This window comes from Streptomyces sp. PTL18 (assembly GCF_059510295.1).
Map to the genome: position 1 here is coordinate 206,850 of NZ_JCAJZO010000008.1, position 17,011 is coordinate 223,860.

Annotated in this window: 14 protein-coding genes; 6 read left to right on the plus strand and 8 right to left on the minus strand. The window is 72.5% G+C overall.

Features of this window, described 5'->3' with window-relative positions:
• Window positions 1-22: 22 nt before the first annotated feature.
• The gene (locus tag AC5WS8_RS18070) at window positions 23-1,123 is read right to left on the minus strand and encodes a citrate synthase 2 (RefSeq protein ID WP_496104418.1); all 1,101 of its coding nucleotides are present in this window, start codon (window positions 1,121-1,123) and stop codon (window positions 23-25) included.
• 428 nt (window positions 1,124-1,551) lie between these two features.
• Here AC5WS8_RS18070 and pdxH point away from each other — a divergent pair, with 428 nt between their 5' ends.
• Window positions 1,552-2,190, plus strand: coding sequence for a pyridoxamine 5'-phosphate oxidase (pdxH, locus tag AC5WS8_RS18075; protein WP_496104527.1), 639 nt, complete (start codon window positions 1,552-1,554; stop codon window positions 2,188-2,190).
• Window positions 2,191-2,521: 331 nt separating this feature from the next.
• Here pdxH and AC5WS8_RS18080 read toward each other — a convergent pair whose 3' ends face one another.
• Entirely contained in the window at window positions 2,522-3,376 is an 855-nt protein-coding gene (locus tag AC5WS8_RS18080) for an alpha/beta fold hydrolase (RefSeq protein WP_496104419.1), read from the minus strand.
• A gap of 730 nt (window positions 3,377-4,106) precedes the next feature.
• Window positions 4,107-4,799 (minus strand): iron-dependent transcriptional repressor DtxR, encoded by a 693-nt coding sequence (locus tag AC5WS8_RS18085; protein WP_496104420.1) that lies wholly within the window; start codon window positions 4,797-4,799, stop codon window positions 4,107-4,109.
• Window positions 4,800-5,082: 283 nt separating this feature from the next.
• Here AC5WS8_RS18085 and AC5WS8_RS18090 point away from each other — a divergent pair, with 283 nt between their 5' ends.
• Complete coding sequence (locus AC5WS8_RS18090) at window positions 5,083-5,871, plus strand: SIS domain-containing protein (RefSeq protein ID WP_496104421.1); 789 nt, start codon at window positions 5,083-5,085, stop codon at window positions 5,869-5,871.
• Window positions 5,872-5,884: 13 nt separating this feature from the next.
• Here the strand turns inward: AC5WS8_RS18090 and AC5WS8_RS18095 are convergent, their stop codons facing one another.
• The 4 genes from AC5WS8_RS18095 to AC5WS8_RS18110 all read right to left on the minus strand — a co-directional run bounded on the left by AC5WS8_RS18095 (window position 5,885) and on the right by AC5WS8_RS18110 (window position 10,515).
• Window positions 5,885-7,276 (minus strand): PAS domain-containing protein, encoded by a 1,392-nt coding sequence (locus tag AC5WS8_RS18095; protein WP_496104422.1) that lies wholly within the window; start codon window positions 7,274-7,276, stop codon window positions 5,885-5,887.
• Between the two features lie 167 nt (window positions 7,277-7,443).
• Entirely contained in the window at window positions 7,444-9,030 is a 1,587-nt protein-coding gene (locus AC5WS8_RS18100; RefSeq protein WP_496104423.1) for a transporter, read from the minus strand.
• Window positions 9,027-9,818 (minus strand): ABC transporter ATP-binding protein, encoded by a 792-nt coding sequence (locus tag AC5WS8_RS18105; RefSeq protein ID WP_496104424.1) that lies wholly within the window; start codon window positions 9,816-9,818, stop codon window positions 9,027-9,029. The genes AC5WS8_RS18100 and AC5WS8_RS18105 overlap by 4 nt, the downstream gene beginning before the upstream one ends.
• Window positions 9,819-9,861: 43 nt before the next feature.
• Entirely contained in the window at window positions 9,862-10,515 is a 654-nt protein-coding gene (locus AC5WS8_RS18110) for a bifunctional DNA primase/polymerase (protein WP_496104425.1), read from the minus strand.
• A 342-nt stretch (window positions 10,516-10,857) separates the two neighbouring features.
• Between AC5WS8_RS18110 and AC5WS8_RS18115 the strand changes: the two genes are divergently transcribed.
• Both AC5WS8_RS18115 and AC5WS8_RS18120 read left to right on the plus strand, forming a co-directional pair.
• Window positions 10,858-12,240 (plus strand): NsdA family TPR-like regulatory protein, encoded by a 1,383-nt coding sequence (locus AC5WS8_RS18115; protein WP_496104426.1) that lies wholly within the window; start codon window positions 10,858-10,860, stop codon window positions 12,238-12,240.
• Between the two features lie 270 nt (window positions 12,241-12,510).
• Window positions 12,511-13,974 (plus strand): hypothetical protein, encoded by a 1,464-nt coding sequence (locus AC5WS8_RS18120; RefSeq protein WP_496104427.1) that lies wholly within the window; start codon window positions 12,511-12,513, stop codon window positions 13,972-13,974.
• Window positions 13,975-14,026: 52 nt separating this feature from the next.
• Here AC5WS8_RS18120 and AC5WS8_RS18125 read toward each other — a convergent pair whose 3' ends face one another.
• Window positions 14,027-15,361, minus strand: a complete 1,335-nt coding sequence (locus tag AC5WS8_RS18125) for an ABC transporter substrate-binding protein (protein ID WP_496104428.1) — start codon at window positions 15,359-15,361, stop codon at window positions 14,027-14,029.
• A gap of 117 nt (window positions 15,362-15,478) precedes the next feature.
• Here AC5WS8_RS18125 and AC5WS8_RS18130 point away from each other — a divergent pair, with 117 nt between their 5' ends.
• Both AC5WS8_RS18130 and purU read left to right on the plus strand, forming a co-directional pair.
• The gene (locus AC5WS8_RS18130; RefSeq protein WP_496104429.1) at window positions 15,479-15,979 is read left to right on the plus strand and encodes an SCO4402 family protein; all 501 of its coding nucleotides are present in this window, start codon (window positions 15,479-15,481) and stop codon (window positions 15,977-15,979) included.
• A 96-nt stretch (window positions 15,980-16,075) separates the two neighbouring features.
• On the plus strand, window positions 16,076-16,957 hold the full coding sequence (gene purU / locus AC5WS8_RS18135; protein ID WP_496104430.1) for a formyltetrahydrofolate deformylase: 882 nt from the start codon (window positions 16,076-16,078) through the stop codon (window positions 16,955-16,957).
• Window positions 16,958-17,011 lie beyond the last annotated feature (54 nt).

Here is a 17,011-nt window from a genome sequence, read left to right on the forward strand (position 1 = left end):
CTCCCCGGTCGCCGGCGCGGCGTCAGCGCGCGATGTCCGCGTAGCCCTCGACCTCCCGCGGGCTGCGCGGTCCGGGGCCCACGTAGCGGGCCGACGGGCGCACCAGGCGTCCCGTGCGCTTCTGCTCCAGGATGTGCGCCGACCAGCCGGCCGTGCGGGCACATGTGAACATCGACGTGAACATGTGCGCCGGGACCTCCGCGAAGTCGAGCACGATCGCCGCCCAGAACTCCACGTTCGTGGCGAGCACCCGGTCCGGACGGCGGTTGTGCAGCTCCTCCAGCGCCGCCTTCTCCAGCGCCTCCGCGATCTCGAACCGCGGCGCGCCCAGCTCACGGGCCGTACGGCGCAGCACCCGCGCCCGCGGGTCCTCGGCCCGGTAGACCCGGTGGCCGAAGCCCATCAGCCGCTCGCCGCTGTCCAGGGCCCCCTTCACATACGCCTCCGCGTCACCGGTGCGCTCGATCTCCTCGATCATGCCGAGCACCCGGGAGGGCGCACCGCCGTGCAGCGGTCCCGACATGGCGCCCACGGCACCCGACAGGGCCGCGGCCACGTCCGCGCCCGTGGACGCGATCACCCGCGCGGTGAAGGTGGAGGCGTTCATGCCGTGCTCGGCGGCCGACGTCCAGTAGGCGTCGACGGCCGCGACATGCTTCGGGTCCGGCTCGCCCCGCCAGCGGATCATGAACCGCTCGACGACGGACCTCGCCTTGTCGATCTCCCGCTGGGGCACCATCGGCAGACCCTGGCCGCGCGCCGACTGCGCGACGTACGACAGCGCCATGACCGCGGCCCGGGCCAGGTCCTCGCGGGCCTTCTCCACGTCGATGTCCAGCAGCGGTTTCAGGCCCCACACGGGGGCGAGCATGGCCAGCGCGGACTGCACGTCCACCCGGATGTCACCGGAGTGCACCGGGATCGGGAAGGGCTCGGCGGGCGGCAGTCCGGGGTTGAAGGCGCCGTCCACGAGCAGCCCCCACACGTTCCCGAAGGAGACGTGGCCGACCAGGTCCTCGATGTCGACGCCCCGGTACCGCAGGGCACCGCCCTCCTTGTCCGGCTCGGCGATCTCCGTCTCGAACGCGACGACTCCCTCGAGTCCGGGTACGAAATCGGACATCAGGCGGCTCCTCGTGATGTGTACGGCGGAAGGGGTACGCCGGCCCGGCTCCACGGTCTGTAGCGGTCGTTCTCGAAAATTCGCGGTCCGAAACGGTCACCCCGGTTGATGCCCCGATCGGTCGGCGGTCACCCGACCCGAGCGGCATCAGCACGATATCTCCGAGTGCCACCTTTGGGGAGAGCAAGCGGCACTCAGTGCCACACAGTGATGAAGCCCACCCGCCCCGTGGTCACTGTCCACAAGCCGCCGACGGCCCCGGGTGCGTACGGCAAGATGACGACGTGACCGACCGCCACCCGGACGAACCCGCAGCCCAGCCGCCCGTGCACCCCGCCGCCAAATCCACCACGGACCCGGTTATCGAACCCATCGTCGAACACGCGGCCGAAGGGCCCGTCGAGGACCTGTCCGCCAACCCCGCCGAAATGCGCGCCCACTACCGCGCCGAAGGCCTCGACGAGTCCTCGCTCGCCCCCCACCCCATGGACCAGTTCGCCCGCTGGTTCAAACAGGCCGCCCAGGCCGCCCTCGCCGGAATGATCTACGAACCGAACGCGATGATCGTCTCCACCGCCGATGCCGAAGGACGCCCCAGCTCCCGCACCGTCCTGATGAAGCAGTACGACGAACAGGGCTTCGTCTTCTACACGAACTACGACTCCCGCAAGGCCCGGGACCTCGCCGCCAACCCGTACGTCTCCCTGCTCTTCCCCTGGCACCCCATGGCCCGGCAGGTGATCGTCACCGGCACCGCCCGCCGCACCGGCCGCGACGAAACCGCCGCCTACTTCCGCACCCGCCCCCACGGCTCCCAGCTCGGCGCCTGGTCCAGCGCGCAGTCCTCGGTCATCCACTCCCGCGCCGAACTCGACGCCGCCTACCGGGAACTCACGGCCCGCTACCCCGAGGGCACCCAGGTCCCCGTCCCCCCGCACTGGGGCGGCTTCCGTATCGCACCCTCGACGGTCGAGTTCTGGCAGGGCCGCGAAAACCGCCTCCACGACCGCCTCCGCTACGTTGCGGAACCGGACGGCACCTGGCGGGCGGAGCGCCTCAGCCCCTGATCCCGGCGCCCGAAAACGCAGACGGCCCGCGAGCTCAGGTCCTCCGCCGAAAGACGAAGGAGCCGGCCGGACGTACCGGCGAGCCCGCGGACCGGGTGACTGCGTTGGATTAGGCCGGCTGCGCGCATCTCACACGCGCTGGTCCGGCGCCGAACCGAGTACGACGGCGGGCCACTAGCCCGCAGCCACCTCACGCGTCCGGTTGTCATACATCTGCCGAACCACCTCCCTTCCGTGTACCTCACACCCTAGGAAGCGGTCGGAGGGCAGGCAATCGATTTTTCGAGAAATCGGCGCCCCGGACCCGGCCGACCGGCGTGGCCGGCGGCGCTCACGGGGTCAGGACGCCGTCCAGGAACGGATCGATCGCCGCTCGCCAGGCCTCCGGCTGGTCGTAGTGGAGGTAGTGGCCGGCGTCGGGGACCTCCGCGTACTGGCCGTGGGGGAGGACGCGGACCATTTCCTGGGCCTCCGCGCGGCCCAGCTCGCTGTCCAGGCCGCGGACGACCAGGGCGGGGCAGCGCACCTGGGCCAGTTCCTCCCAGTGCGCGTCGTACACCCAGGTCTCGCGGGACCTCAGCATGTGCTCGGGTTCGAAGACGGGGCGCCAGCCGTCCGGGGACTCGGTCATCACCTCGGCGTAGAACTCGCCGCGGGCGGGGTTCGGCCGCTCGACCCAGGGGTCGTCCTCGCCGAACCACTTGCGGACGTCGGCGAGTGTGGCGAAGGGGAGGGGCCAGGACTTGAACCAGTTCTCCCATTCGCGCTGGGAGGCGGCGCCGAGTGCGGAGGCCCGCATGTCGCAGATGATCAGGGCGCGCACCAGGTCGGGGCGTTTGGCGGCGAGCTGCCAGGCGGTCAGGGCGCCCATGGCGTGGCCGATGAGGACGGCCGGGGCGAGGCCGAGTTGTTCGAGGGCGGCTTCGGCGTCGTCGATGTAGGCCTCGCGGGTGTAGCCGTCGGCGGGCTTGTCGCTCCGGCCGTGGCCGCGCTGGTCGAGGGCGACGGCGCGGTGCCGTTCGGCGAGGCGGCGGGCGGTGGGTGCCCAGTGCGAGGCGCGACCCATGAGGCCGTGCAGTAACAGCACGCCCGGTGTGTGCTCGCCGTCGCCGGTCTTGGGCGGGTCGGCGAACTCCCATGCGGCGAGGCGTACACCGCCCGCTCCGGTCACGTCGATGCGACGCATCGTCCTGGCACCCCCCTGCTCGGCCGGGACCGCTCGGTTCCGCGTCGGCGGTCGGTCCGCGCGCTCGTGTACTGGTCGTGCTTCCGCTGTCGTGCTGCGCCTGCTGGTGTCGGCGGTCACCGCCGGCCCCGGGTGTGGCCGCCGGGCGGTGGTGCCTGGTACTTGCCGTGTGTCGGACGTGCTGGTTGGTACAGCGCCCGGCCCGGCGAGATCGTCACCGCCCACGCTATCGAATGGCTATTCGAAAGCGCCGTTTTCGGCGGCAACACCCCACCTTCGAGTGACCTCCCTCGAGGATTGGCCGCTGTCTGCGCGGGGAGATCTTCTGCGGGAGGCGGACCGCTCGGGGAAAACCGGTCCGAGGGGGCGACCCTGAGAGCTCGGGGCTCCGGGTCGGAACAGGGGAGGACAGGCCCCGGCGCCCATCGGCGCCGGGGCCCTCCACGGGTCCGGGATCACGTCCGGGCACATCCTCCCTCCCCTTCCCGGCTGTTGACATCGCTGTCAGGTCCGGCCAAGAGCCCTCAGGTCATATGCCTCATGCGACAGCCTCGCACGCGAACGCTCCGCGCGCTGCGATTCCGCTCACTGAATCTTGATTGCAGTACGATCGCGAAATCATCACAACAGCCCCGGGAGTCACAGGAGTTGCGGGGACGGGACGGATGAGGGGCGCGGGAGGTTCGGGGGGTTCGAGCGGGACCAGGGGCGTCTGCGGGGGCTCGGGTCCTCAGGGCTTGGCCACGAAGACGTGGGACGCGATGTCCGCCCGCAGTTCGGCCGCCTCACCGCCGCTGCCGACCAGGACACCGCCCGCCGACTCCGTCACGCTGACCACCGAGCCGGGCTGCACGCCCGCCCGCCGCAGCGTGTACATCAGCTGCGCGTCCGTCTGGATGGGCTCGCCGATACGGCGTACGACGACCGTCTTGCCGTCCGTGCCCGCAGCCAGGTCGGCCAGCGAGACCATGCCCTCGTCCAGGAACGGGTCCGCGATCTCCTTCTCGCCGAGCTCCTCCAGGCCCGGGATCGGATTGCCGTACGGCGACTCGGTGGGGTGGCGCAGCAGCTCCAGGACGCGGCGCTCGACCGCCTCGCTCATCACGTGCTCCCAGCGACACGCCTCGGCGTGCACCTGCTCCCACTCCAGCCCGATCACGTCGACCAGGAGGCACTCGGCGAGGCGGTGCTTGCGCATGACGCGGGTGGCCAGGCGGCGGCCCTCGTCCGTGAGCTCGAGGTGCCGGTCGGCGGCGACCGACACCAGGCCGTCGCGCTCCATCCGCGCCACCGTCTGGCTGACGGTCGGGCCGCTCTGGTCGAGCCGCTCGGCGATACGGGCGCGCATGGGGACGACGCCTTCCTCCTCGAGCTCGAGGATGGTACGGAGATACATCTCCGTCGTGTCGATCAATCCGGACATACGTGCCCCTCGAAGAGATCTGCCGGAGGCTCGACTGCTCACCGGCGTGTGCGCTGGCCCTGGAGTCAATTCTGACTCATCCCACCGACAACCGGGGCGCGGCGAGGGAACCGGAGGCTCCGGAGCGCGTCGGCACGGCCCCCGGCGCGCCAAGGGGCGCCGGTTCCCGGCTCGGCCGCGGGCCCCGACCGCGCACCGGGCGGCTCCGGGCCGTATTGACATCCCGCTGGTCCGGACCGCACCGTGATCCGCGACACGGGCCGACTTCGAAGGGGCGTCGCCGATGAGCGCAGGGCCGAGCGGCGGGGAGCCGCAGGGCGGGAGCACACCGGCGGGGCGGTTCTTCGACGCGGCGATCGGGCTGCTGCGGCGCCTGCGGGACGAGGACGCGCAGGAGATCGCGGCGGCCGGCACCCTGATCGCGGACACCGTGGCCTCGGGCGGCCGGCTGTTCGCCTTCGGCGCCGGGCACTCCTCGCTGGCCGCGCAGGATCTGGTCTACCGGGCCGGCGGCCTGGCCCTGATGAACCTGCTCGCGGTCCCCGGTGCCGTCGGCGTGGACGTCATGCCGGCGACGCTGGGCTCCGCGCTGGAGCGCGTGGACGGCCTGGCGAGCGCGGTCCTCGACACGAGCCCGCTGCGCTCCGGCGACCTCCTTGTGATCATCTCCCTGTCCGGCCGCAACGCGCTGCCCGTGGAGATGGCGATGCATGCCCGCGCGCTGGGCGTGAAGGTCGTCGGAGTGACCTCGGTGGCGTACGCGGCGGAGACGGAATCGCGGCACTCGTCCGGTACGTACCTCAGGGACCACTGCGACATCGTGCTCGACTCGAAGATCGCGCCGGGTGACGCGGAACTCAGCCTCGACAGCGTCCCGGTCCCCTTCGCCCCCGCCTCGACGGTCGTCACCACGGCACTGCTGCAGGCGGTCATGGCGACGGCCGCGGCGAGCCTGGCGGACCGGGGCATCGAACCGCCGCTCCTCAGGTCGGGCAACGTGGACGGCGGCCACGAGTGGAACGCCCGGGTGTTCCGGGAGTACGCCGACCGGATCTTCTACCACCAGGGGTAGCCGCGTCCACGCCTCACGCCCCCGCCCGGCCCTTCGCCACGTCGGACAGGTCCAGCGCCGCGGCGATCCGTACCGCCACGTCCTCCGCGTACACCGCGTCCACCCGCTCGAACCGGCTGCGCCCGGCCCCTCTCAGAAACGTCACCACACCCAGCGTCCGCCCCCGGCTGCGCAGCACCGCGCACAGGGCGTGCACCGCGTCCGCGGGCCACTGCCGGGCCAGCGCCCAAGCCCGCGCCTGCGCCGGGTCGGCGGCGCCCGCTTCGGCGCGTACGGACCCGGCGCGCTCCACGCACTGCAGGGCGGGATGCCCCTCGTCGTAGCGCACCGGCAGTCCCGCCCTGCCGGTGAGCATGCTCGGCCCGGGTGCACCGGACGGCGTCTCCGCCGCCCGCACCAGTCGCACCGGCCCCGCCCCGTCCGCCACCCGGCCGCCCGCAACCCGGTCGATCAGGGCGTGGTCGGCGAACCCGGCGAGGGCGAAGTCGAGATGGACGGTGGCCGCCTCTCCCGGGTCCTCGCACTCGGCGGCGGCTCGTGCGGCGCGGTGCAGCTGGTTGGAGCGGAAGCGGAGCAGGGCCGCCTCCTGCTCGCTCTGCTTGGCCTCGGTGACGTCCTGGAACAGCCACCCGACCCCAAGCGGAACCGGCTCCTCCGCCAGTGGTGAGGCCAGCCGCAGGAACCCGCTGCGCCAGCACCGCCGCCTCTCGCCGTCCGCGGTCCGCACGCTCACCCAGATCTCGGCGGGCGCCGGCGGCGCGCCCTCGGCGAGCACATACGTCAGGGCGCTCTCCAACTCCTCGACGCCCTGGGCGAGCAGGTCCCCGAGGGGCCGTCCCAGCACGGCCGTACGCCCGATGCCGAGCGCCCGGGCCGCGTGGGCGTTGACGACGGCGGGCCGCAGATCCGCGTCGACGAGCACGACACCCCAGCTCGCGTCCTCGAACAGGGCTTCGCTGAGCGCGATCGACCGCTCCAGATCGATCTGCGCGTGCACCTCGCTGAACGCGCAGTACACCCCGGCGGGTTTCCCGTCGGGCCCCCGCACCGCCGCGGACTGGGTGCGTACGAGCACCCGCCCGCCGTCCTTGGTCAGCAGTGCGAACTCGTGCACCTGCCGTCCAGGGGCCCGCATCGCGGACATCAGCCATGCCTCGACCTCGGCCGCGTCGGCGCTGCGCACGGCCCACCCGGCGAACCCGCGCCGTCCCACCGCCTCGGCCGCCGCCCAGCCGAGGATCCGCTCGGCCTCCCGGTTCCAGTGCGTGACGACCCCGTCCGCGTCGAAGGCGCACAGGGCCGCGTCCATCCCGTCGAGGAGCGCGGCGAGAAGATCCGAGCCATCCCGCTCCGGCTCGTCCGGCCCCAGCTCGTCCGTGGTCCCCCTCCGCCGGGAAGCACTCACCCGAACCCCCCTGCAGCCTGCGCGTCCGCCCATACGGCACGCTCGTCCGCTCTTTCGTCCACATTCAACTCGACCGTGACCCAGCCCACATCTCCTTCACGGAAGATTGGGGAAAATCCTTGCGCCGTGGTTCCCCGTCCGTGGAAGGGCCGGAACCGGCCGCCGGACTACCCCTTGCTGACCGCCGCCAGGATCTCCGGCAGCCGGCCGGCTGTGCGGGGAGCCGCGAGGCGGAGGCCGAGGACGGTGATCAGGGCGCCGTAGGCGGCGCCCGCCGGCAGCAGCAGCCAGGTCCATTCGTCGCCGCCCGCGGTGACGTTGAGCCAGATCGTCGCCGCGATCACGGGCGCGGACAGCAGGGCCGCCGACACCATGCCGCCGAGGATGGAGATCCAGGCGAGCCCCGCCTGCCCGGGGACCACGTTCTTGTAGCCGTCCTGCGGTATCGAGTACGGGAAGCGGGCCGAGGACCAGGCGCCGGTGGCCAGCATCGCGCCGAGCAGCGCGAGGGACAGCCCCAGCACCTCGGGCAGTCTGTCCCAGGCGCCGAGCAGGGCGGTCGTGACGAGGGTGACGAGGGCGGCGTACGGCACGGTGATCAGCAGCAGGGCCAGCGCCCGGCCGCGCAGTTCCGCGTGGGCGTCGCGGGTGGAGGAGATCGTCGTCGCGACCATCCAGAACGCGGAGGTGTCCTGCCCGAACTGGTTGTACATCTGGATGCCGAGCATGCCGGCCGCGAAGCAGGCGAAGTAGATCGAGCCGGTGCCCTGGAGGGCGTTGAAGACGGGCACGATCAGCCCGATGGCCAGCGATGTCACCCACGCCGCCTTGGTCTTGGGGTCGCGCCACACATAGCGCAGGCTGCGCTCCGCCACCGTACCGGTGCGGCCCGCGGGCAGCAGCCGGGACAGGCCCCCCGAGGACCGCTCCCGGGGGCCGGGTTCGGCGGCCTGGAGCGTGGAGGAGTCGGGTGCGGTCATGAGCCTCGTCAGGCTGCGCGACCACACGGCCAGCAGGGCCGCCAGTGCCGCCGCGCTCAGCGCGAGCTGGGCGGCCCCGACGCCGTACGAGCCCTTGCTCACGGAGTCCACCGCGCCGATCGCGGAGGCGGGCGGCACCCAGCGCACGATGTCGCCCACCGGGTCCAGCCGAGACAGGCCCGCCGAACCCAGCTCGCGCGCGCCGAAGTTGACGAGCTGCGCGCCGACGGCGACGACAAGCCCGCTCAGTACGGCGAGGTCCCGGCCCTTGCGGCTGGTCAGCAGCCGGAGGTTGGCGGCGGCGACGGCCCGCGCGAGGGTGACGCAGCTGAGCAGGGTGAGGACGACGGCGAGGACCGCCGTGGCGTACGCGGCCGCCCCGTGCGCCACGGAGATCACCGAGCCGACGGCCATGCAGAGCGTGAACAGCGGTCCGATGCCGACCAGGGACGCCACCAGCAGTGCCCGGACGAGGGGCCCCGGGCGCAGCGGCAGCATCACCAGACGGGTGGGGTCGAGCGTCTCGTCGCCGCTGGGGAAGAACAGCGGCATCACGGCCCAGCCGAGCGCGAGGACCTCGGTGCCGAGCACGGTGACGGCGGCGGCGTGCGCGTTGCCGCGCAGGAGGATCAGGCCGAGCAACTGGGCGGCGGCGAACAGCAGGACCAGGACGAGGGACGCGAGGAACGCGGCGCGCCGCCCGGCGGACCGCCGCAGCCCGCCCAGCAGCAGGGACAGCTTCAGCCGTACGACGACGGCGGTCAGGCCGCTCACCGGGCCCCGCCGCCGAGCCAGTCGAGGTCGGCGCCGGCGGTGCGGCCGTGCGCGCCGACCAGTTCGAGGAACGCCTGCTGCAGGCTGGGTGCGTCGCCGCGTACGTCGGCGAGCGGGCCGTGCGCGCGGATGCGGCCCGCGGCCATGACCGCCACCCAGTCGCACAGCGACTCGACCAGCTCCATGACGTGGGAGGAGAAGACGACGGTGGCGCCGGAGGCGGTGTACCGCTCCAGGACGCCGCGGATGGTCTGGGCGGAGACCGGGTCGACGCCCTCGAACGGCTCGTCGAGGAAGAGGACCTCGGGGTTGTGCAGCAGCGCGGCGGCGAGGCCGATCTTCTTGCGCATCCCGGTGGAGTAGTCGACGACGAGCTTGTGCTGGGCCCCGGCCAGATCGAGGACGTCGAGGAGCTGGGCGGCCCGTTTGTCGACCTCGGCGCCGGGCAGTCCGCGCAACCGGCCGGTGTAGCCGAGGAGTTCACGCCCGGACAGTCTCTCGAAGAGCCGCAGCCCCTCGGGCAGCACCCCGATACGGGCCTTCACCTGGACCGGGTCGCGCCACACGTCGTGCCCGACGACCTCGACGGTGCCGCGGTCGGGCCGGAGCAGTCCGGTGACCATGGACAACGTGGTGGTCTTTCCGGCCCCGTTGGGTCCGACCAGCCCGATGAACCGCCCGGCGGGCAACTCGAGATCGACCCCGGCGACGGCGACGTGTTCCCCGAACCGCTTCCACAGGTCGTGCACGCGTACGGCGGCGGGAGCGGAAACTGTTCCCTCGTTCATGGGAGAACCCTACGGCGCGGGGGGTGCGCCCCTTCGGGGGCCGTTAGCGATCCCGCCCGCACGCATATGCCAACGGCGACACCAACTTCTCCGCGTCCGGCAACCACCGATTCGCCGACGTGGGCCGCCGGACCCACTGCACGGCCCCCCGCGACCCGAACCGGGTGGGCGGCGCGGCCACGTACGCGCCCTCGCCGAGCGTGACCAGGCCGAGTGTGTTCGGCTGCCAGCCCAGTTTGCGCAGCAGGTCCGGCACCTTCGCGGACGCGCCCGGCAGCACGAAGAACTGCATGCGCCGCGCCGGCGTCAGGATCACCGGACCGAGTGTCAGGTCCATCCGTTCCATGCGCGCGAGCGCGAGGAACCCGGCGGTCTCCGGCACGTCGATCGCGTCGAACGTGCGCCCGGTGGGCAGCAGGATCGACGCGGTCGGCCGCTCCGACCACAGACCGCGCGCGACGGTCGCACTGCCGGTCGCCTGCGTCGCCCAGTCGCCGTGCGCCGGGTGCGCGCCGGGCACGGGGCACTCGGACTGACCGCAGGAGCAGCGGTGCGTCCCGTCGACGGCGTCCAGCCAGGTGCCGGGGAACACGTCCCAGTGACGCTCCTCGACGTAACGGACGGCGACATCAAGGAGTGACTCGCCGCGCTGCTTCGGGATGTGGGCGGCTTCGGGGCCCGCGATGGTCTCTTCCACGATGAACTCAACTCTAGCGGTCACCGGGGGTTACGGGCCGCCCACGCGGCGCTGTCCGGGCCGGGAGCAATGCTTTTTGAGCACGTCCTTTTCATCCCACATGCGCCGGGGAGGAGCACCGTCCCGGCGGGTGGGGCGCATGGATGCACGCGTGGGGGCGCGCACGGGGAACCGCGGTGGGGGTGGGGTAACCAGGTGAGGGGCGCCGGGATCAGCCCTTACCCCGGCAATCTTCGCATGTCTCGCATCAGAGGTATGTCCGCTGGGCATCGATCTTCAAGGCCGGATCTTTTCGGTGCACCGGCCACTCGGCGAACCGAGCCAGGAAGTAGGGGGTACGCCATGGCCGCCAGGCCTCTTGTCGCGCGGCAGCCGAACGAACGACTGCAGGCGCTCATCCAGGAAGCGGGCTGCTCGAACGCGGGGCTCGCCCGCCGGGTCAACATGTGCGGCGCGGAGCACGGTCTCGACCTGCGCTACGACAAGACGTCCGTGGCACGCTGGTTGCGCGGACAGCAGCCCCGGGGCCGAGCCCCGGCGATCATCGCGGAGGCGCTCGGCCGCAAGCTGGGGCGTACGGTCACGATCGACGAGATCGGCATGGCCAACGGCAAGAACCTCGCGTCCGGCGTGGGCCTGCAGTTCTCGCCGACGGTGCTCGGCGCCATCGAGCAGGTCTGCGAGCTGTGGCGCAGCGACGTCGGGCGCCGGGACTTCCTGTCCGGGTCCTCCGTCGCGGCCTCCGCACTCGTCGAACCGAGCCGTGACTGGCTGATCTCCGGGCCGGACCCGCAGGTGGCGCGGTCGGCCGGGCCGCGGGTGGGGCAGTCGGACGTGGACGCGGTGCGGGCGATGACGCAGGCCCTGGTCGAGTTGGACCACCAGTACGGCAGCGGGCATGTGCGGCCGGTCGTCGTGCACTACCTCAACAGCGTCGTCTCCGGGCTGCTGGCCGGGTCGTACCGGGACGCGGTGGGACGCGAACTCTTCGGGGCCGTCGCGCGGTTGACCGAGCTCGCGGGATACATGGCGGTCGACACCGGACAGCCGGGGCTGGCGCAGCGGTACTACATCCAGGCGTTGCGGCTCGCACAGGCGGCCGGTGACCGGGGTTACGGCGGCTATGTGCTCGCCGCGTCCATGAGCCACCTCGCCGCGCAGCTCGGGACCCCGCGTGAGATCGCGCAGTTGGCGCGGGCGGCGCAGGAGGGGGCACGGGGGCGCGTGACCCCGCGTGCCGAGGCGATGTTCTACGCGGCGGAGGCGCGCGGGCATGCACTGATGGGCGATGTACGTGCCACGCAGATCGCGTCCGGGCATGCGGTGACGGCCCTGGAGTCGGCCGACGCGGCGTCCGGGGACGACCCGGCGTGGATCGCGCACTTCGACGAGGCGTACCTGGCGGACGAGCTGGCGCACTGTCACCGGGACCTGGGGCAGGCCGAGGCCGCGGCCCGGCGGGCGGAGGAGTCGCTCGCCGGACACCCGGAGTCCCGGGCCCGGCGGCGGGCGATCGGCCTGGTGCTGCTCGCCACCGCGCAGGTGCAGCAGCGGGAGGTGGAGCAGGCGTGCCACACGGGGTTGAAGGCCGTGGAACTGCTCGGCACGCTGCGGTCCAGCCGGGGGGCGGAGTATCTGGACGACCTGCAGCAGCGGTTGGCGCCGTATCGGGAGGAGGCCGTGGTGCGGGAGTTCGGGGCGCGGGTGGAACTGGCGGCCGCGTGACGCCTGCGGCGGTTGCGGGTTGATGACGTGCCCGGCGGTTGTGTGGCGTGCCCGGGGCCGGGGGTGCGGTCGCGGGGCTCCGTCCCGGACTCCGGGGGCGGTATCGCCGCAGGGGTGACGGATGTCTCGTTGGTGCGGGATGTCGCTGGCCGGTCGCGCCGTTTCCGCGCGCCTCCCGGGGTACACCCCCTGTCCGGCGTGGCACCCGGTGACGGGGACCCGGTAGCGTAAACCGACGATTCCGAAGGTCCCCCATTCGTAGGAGTCCCGGTGACGCAGAGTGGACAGGGCGAGGAGCCCTCGGCGCGGCAGGCGCGCGAAGGCATCGTGCTGCCCTCCGACGGCGGCGCGCCTCTGCTGCCGGGCCGGCCGGGCGGGGTGAACGGTGCCGTACCCCCGGCGCCCGCACCCGCGCCCGCCGGCGGGCAGGAATGGGGGCAGCCCTGGGGGCCGGAACAGGCTCCCCGGCATCAGAACCAGCATCAGATCCCGCCCCAGGACCAGCACCAGAACCAGCCCCAGGACCAGCACCCGCAGTGGGGGGCACAGCCGTCCTGGCAGGGAGCGGACCCGCGCTCGGCCTGGGGGCAGCAGCCGCCGGCCGGATCGGGGCAGCCCCTGCCCCCGCAGCAGAGCCCCGGTGCCGGTCCGCTGCCCCCGGCGGCCGGCTCCTCCGACGAGGGCGCCACGCAGTACCTGCCGCCCGTTGCCGCCGCCCCGAACGAGGGCGCGACGCAGTACATACCCCCGGTGGCCGCAGTTCCGGACGAGGGGGCCACCCAGTACATCCCGCCGGTGGGTCCGGGCGCGCTGCCCCCGGAGATGCCCGCTGACCAGGCGACCCAGTTCCTCGGTCGGACCGCCGCCGGTCCGCTGCCGTCCGCCGCGGACCCGAACGCGCAGGCCACGCAGTACCTTCCGCCCGTGCCCGGGCAGCCGTACGCCGTGCGGCCCGGGGCTCCCGGGCAGGCGCCGCCCGCCGAGTTCGACAACCTCTTCCGCAGCAGCGCGGGCGGGGCCCCCGAACCCACCCAGCACCTGCCGCGGTTCGACGGCGCGGACGCCCCCGGCGCACCCGCGGTCGGCGCGGCCGACCAGAGCGGTGGCCGTACCCGTTCCCGCGTCCCCCTCATCGCGGGCATCGGCGTCTGCATAGTCGCCCTCGGGATCGGGGCCGGCGCCCTGCTCAGCGGTGGCGGCGACGGCAGGAACGACACCGGCAAGTCCGTCGCCGCGACCGCGGCCGCCCCGGAGGCCTCGCAGCAGGGCGCCGCCGACCCGGCCCGGGCGCAGGCCGCCGCCCTGGACAAGCTCCTCGCCGACAGCGGCAACAGCCGTGACGCGGTGATCAAGGCGGTCGCCGACGTCAAGGCGTGCCAGAACCTCGACCAGTCGGCCGGCGTCCTACGGGACGCGGCCAAGCAGCGCGACGACCTGGTCGGCCGGCTGTCCGGACTCCAGGTCGACAAGCTCCCCGACCATGCCGCGCTGACCGCCGCACTGACCAGCGCCTGGAAGGCGTCCGCGTCCGCCGACATCCACTACGCGGCCTGGGCCGACCAGGTCTCGGGCAAGAAGGGCTGCAAGAACGGCCGGGCGCGCGTCACCCCCCAGGTCCAGGTGGCCAACCGGGACAGCGGCACGGCCAGCGCCCAGAAGGCGAGGGCCGCGCGGCTGTGGAACGTCATCGCGCAGAAGTACGGGCTGACCGAGCGCCGGCCGACCCAGCTGTGAGCACGGCGGTGCGCGCCGCCCGGTGAACAGGGCGGCGCGTACCCGGCACCCCTCACTCGCTGTCCGTGCTCTCCAGCGTCTTCGACACGTTCACGAAGCCCTTGCGCGCCGCCACCAGCCGCCCGTCGCGCACGGCCTGGAAGGTGACGTCGGAGTTGATCAGGCGGGGGAAGTCGACGACCGCGGTCAGGTCCTGGAACCGCCAGCGCAGGGTCGGGGTGAGGCCGCCGGTGTCGACCTTCAGGCCGTTGTCGAGCGCCGCGCGGATCGTACGGGCGGACACCTCGCCGTTGCCGAGGGACTCCACGACCTTCCGCAGGACCGTGTACGCGATCCAGGTGGTCTGCACGCCCGCGTCGGCCGGATCGATCCGGTTGTCGCCGAAGGCCTGCTCCCTGATCACTTCCTTCATCGGGTTCCAGCGCGGGTCCGACGCCTCCGGGTACCAGCCGGTGACGTACGCGTCCTCGTAGGGGCCGGAGCCCCCGCCGGAGGCGTCGATCACCGACTGGTCGACGCTGCCGAGCACCGACGCGGTGCCTACCGCCGGGTAGTCGGCGCTCAGACGGCGGAAGGAGTCCATGAAGATCCCCGTGCGTTCGTCGAGCGCCGGCACCACGCATCCCTTCTTCCGCGGCTCCGCGGTCGCCGCCCGCAGCGCCTGCCGTGCCTGGTCGCCGAGGGCGGTGGCGTCCTCGGCGGCGCGCACGTCGGCCGCCGGGGCGTGGTGCGCGGCCTTCAGGCCGGCGTCCAGCAGCAGGGGGAGCTGGTCGCCGGCGATGGTGTCGGGGCGCACGAGGGCGACGGCACCGCAGGTCCGGCCCAGCTCCTCGCCGAGGCCGGCCAGCAGCGCGGGCTGGCCGCCGTTGACGGGGTAGGACAGCACGCTCTTGAACTCGTCGTCGGTGAGGCCGTAACCGCCGATGTAGGGGATGCCCGCCGACTCCAGCGGGGAGAGGAAGGAACCGGCGTACTGGCTGTAGGAGCCGACGACCGCGACGGCCTGCTTCTTCACGGCGAGCCGGGCGCACTTCGCGGCGTCCACGTAGTCGTTGTGGTCGTTGCAGGTCAGGACCTCGAGTTTGCGGCCGCTCAGGCCGCCGTGGGCGTTGACCCAGCGGGCGTAGGCCTGCGCCATCGCCGGCATGCCCGGCTTGTTGGTCGCCGAGGTCTGGTCGGGCGCCCAGGTCATGACGGTCACGCGGGTGTCCCCGGAGCCCCCCGTGGTACCGGGGACGACCCCGCAGGCGACCGCGATCGACGCACAGGCCACCAGTGCGCCCGCGGACAGCAGGACGGTTCTGACGCGGTGAGTCGCTTTCTCGCGGACGGAGCCCGGAACGCGGGAGCGGGTGGAGGAGGTGCTGCTGCGTCGCCTGCCGGTCATGCACACGCACGATTCCCTCACACCGCTAACCGAGGAGTGATCGGCAGCCAACAGAAGGTGACATCGAAGTGAATTGCGGGGTCCGATGATCGGTGTTTCATGAGGAACGTACGATCGATGACCGTGCAAGGTCCGGAGAACTCTTCCCGTCGCGGTCGTCGCTCATCCACCATGGGCGGCATGCCACTGAACGACATGCCGTGGTGGCGCTGGCGCAGCAATGTGCGCTCCGCGCTGCACATGCTCTCCGACCCCGTCTTCCAGCGCGACGTGTGGCTGGCCGGTGTCGAGGGGTACGGCGACGTCACCGACGCCGTGTACCGCCTCGTCGAGGACACCTGGCTGGACAACTGGTCGGCCGAGAAGTACGTGGGCACGATCTTCCGGGACTCGCAGGAGGCGGCCCTCGTCGACACCGCCGTCCTGCGGGTGCTGCGGATCATGCACCAGGTCGGGCCGGACGCGCCCGTGGCGGCCTACCTCGACCACCAGGGGTGGCCGGAGGCGGTGCGGGCGGCACGGGACGCCCATGTACGGCTCTCGGTGGCCGACGGGGAGGAGCCGGACGCGCCGCCGCGCACGCTCGAGGTGCTGCGGATCCTGACCAGGAGCGCGTAGGCCCCGTCGTTCCGGCGTGGGCCCCGCGTCCGCCGGGCCGTCCGGGGTGCGGGACGGCGGTCCACACGGACCCGCGGACATGAGACCCTGGCGTGCATGAACGAGCAGTCCACCCGAGCCCCGGCCCCGGCCGACCAGTACGTCCTCACCCTCTCCTGCCCGGACAAGCAGGGCATCGTGCACGCCGTGTCGAGCTACCTGTTCATGACCGGCTGCAACATCGTCGACAGCCAGCAGTTCGGCGACCAGGACACGGGACTGTTCTTCATGCGGGTCCACTTCTCCGCCGAGGCCCCGGTGACCGTGGACAAGCTGCGCGCGAGTTTCGCCGCGATCGGTGACTCCTTCCAGATGGACTGGCAGATCCACCGGGCCGACGAGAAGATGCGTGTCGTCCTCATGGTCAGCAGGTTCGGCCACTGCCTGAACGACCTGCTCTTCCGCGCCCGGATCGGCGCGCTGCCCGTCGAGATCGCGGCCGTGGTCTCCAACCACACCGACTTCGCCGAGCTGGTGGGCTCCTACAACCTTCCGTTCCACCACATCCCGGTGACCAAGGACACCAAGCCGGAGGCCGAGGCGCGGCTGCTGGAGCTGGTGCGCGAGCTGGACGTGGAGCTGGTGGTCCTGGCCCGCTACATGCAGGTGCTGTCGGACGACCTGTGCAAGCAGCTCAGCGGCAAGATCATCAACATCCACCACTCCTTCCTGCCGAGCTTCAAGGGCGCCAAGCCCTACCACCAGGCCCACGCGCGCGGTGTGAAGTTGATCGGCGCGACCGCGCACTACGTCACGGCCGACCTCGACGAGGGTCCGATCATCGAGCAGGAGGTCGAGCGGGTCGGCCACGACGTCACCCCCGACCAGCTGGTGGCGACGGGGCGCGACGTGGAGTGCCAGGCGCTGGCACGCGCGGTGAAGTGGCACGCGGAACGCCGCATCCTGCTGAACGGCCGCCGGACGGTGGTCTTCGCATAGGAGCTCTCCGGCCGGGAGCTCTCCGGCCGATTGCCCGACTGTCGCTGCCGCCGA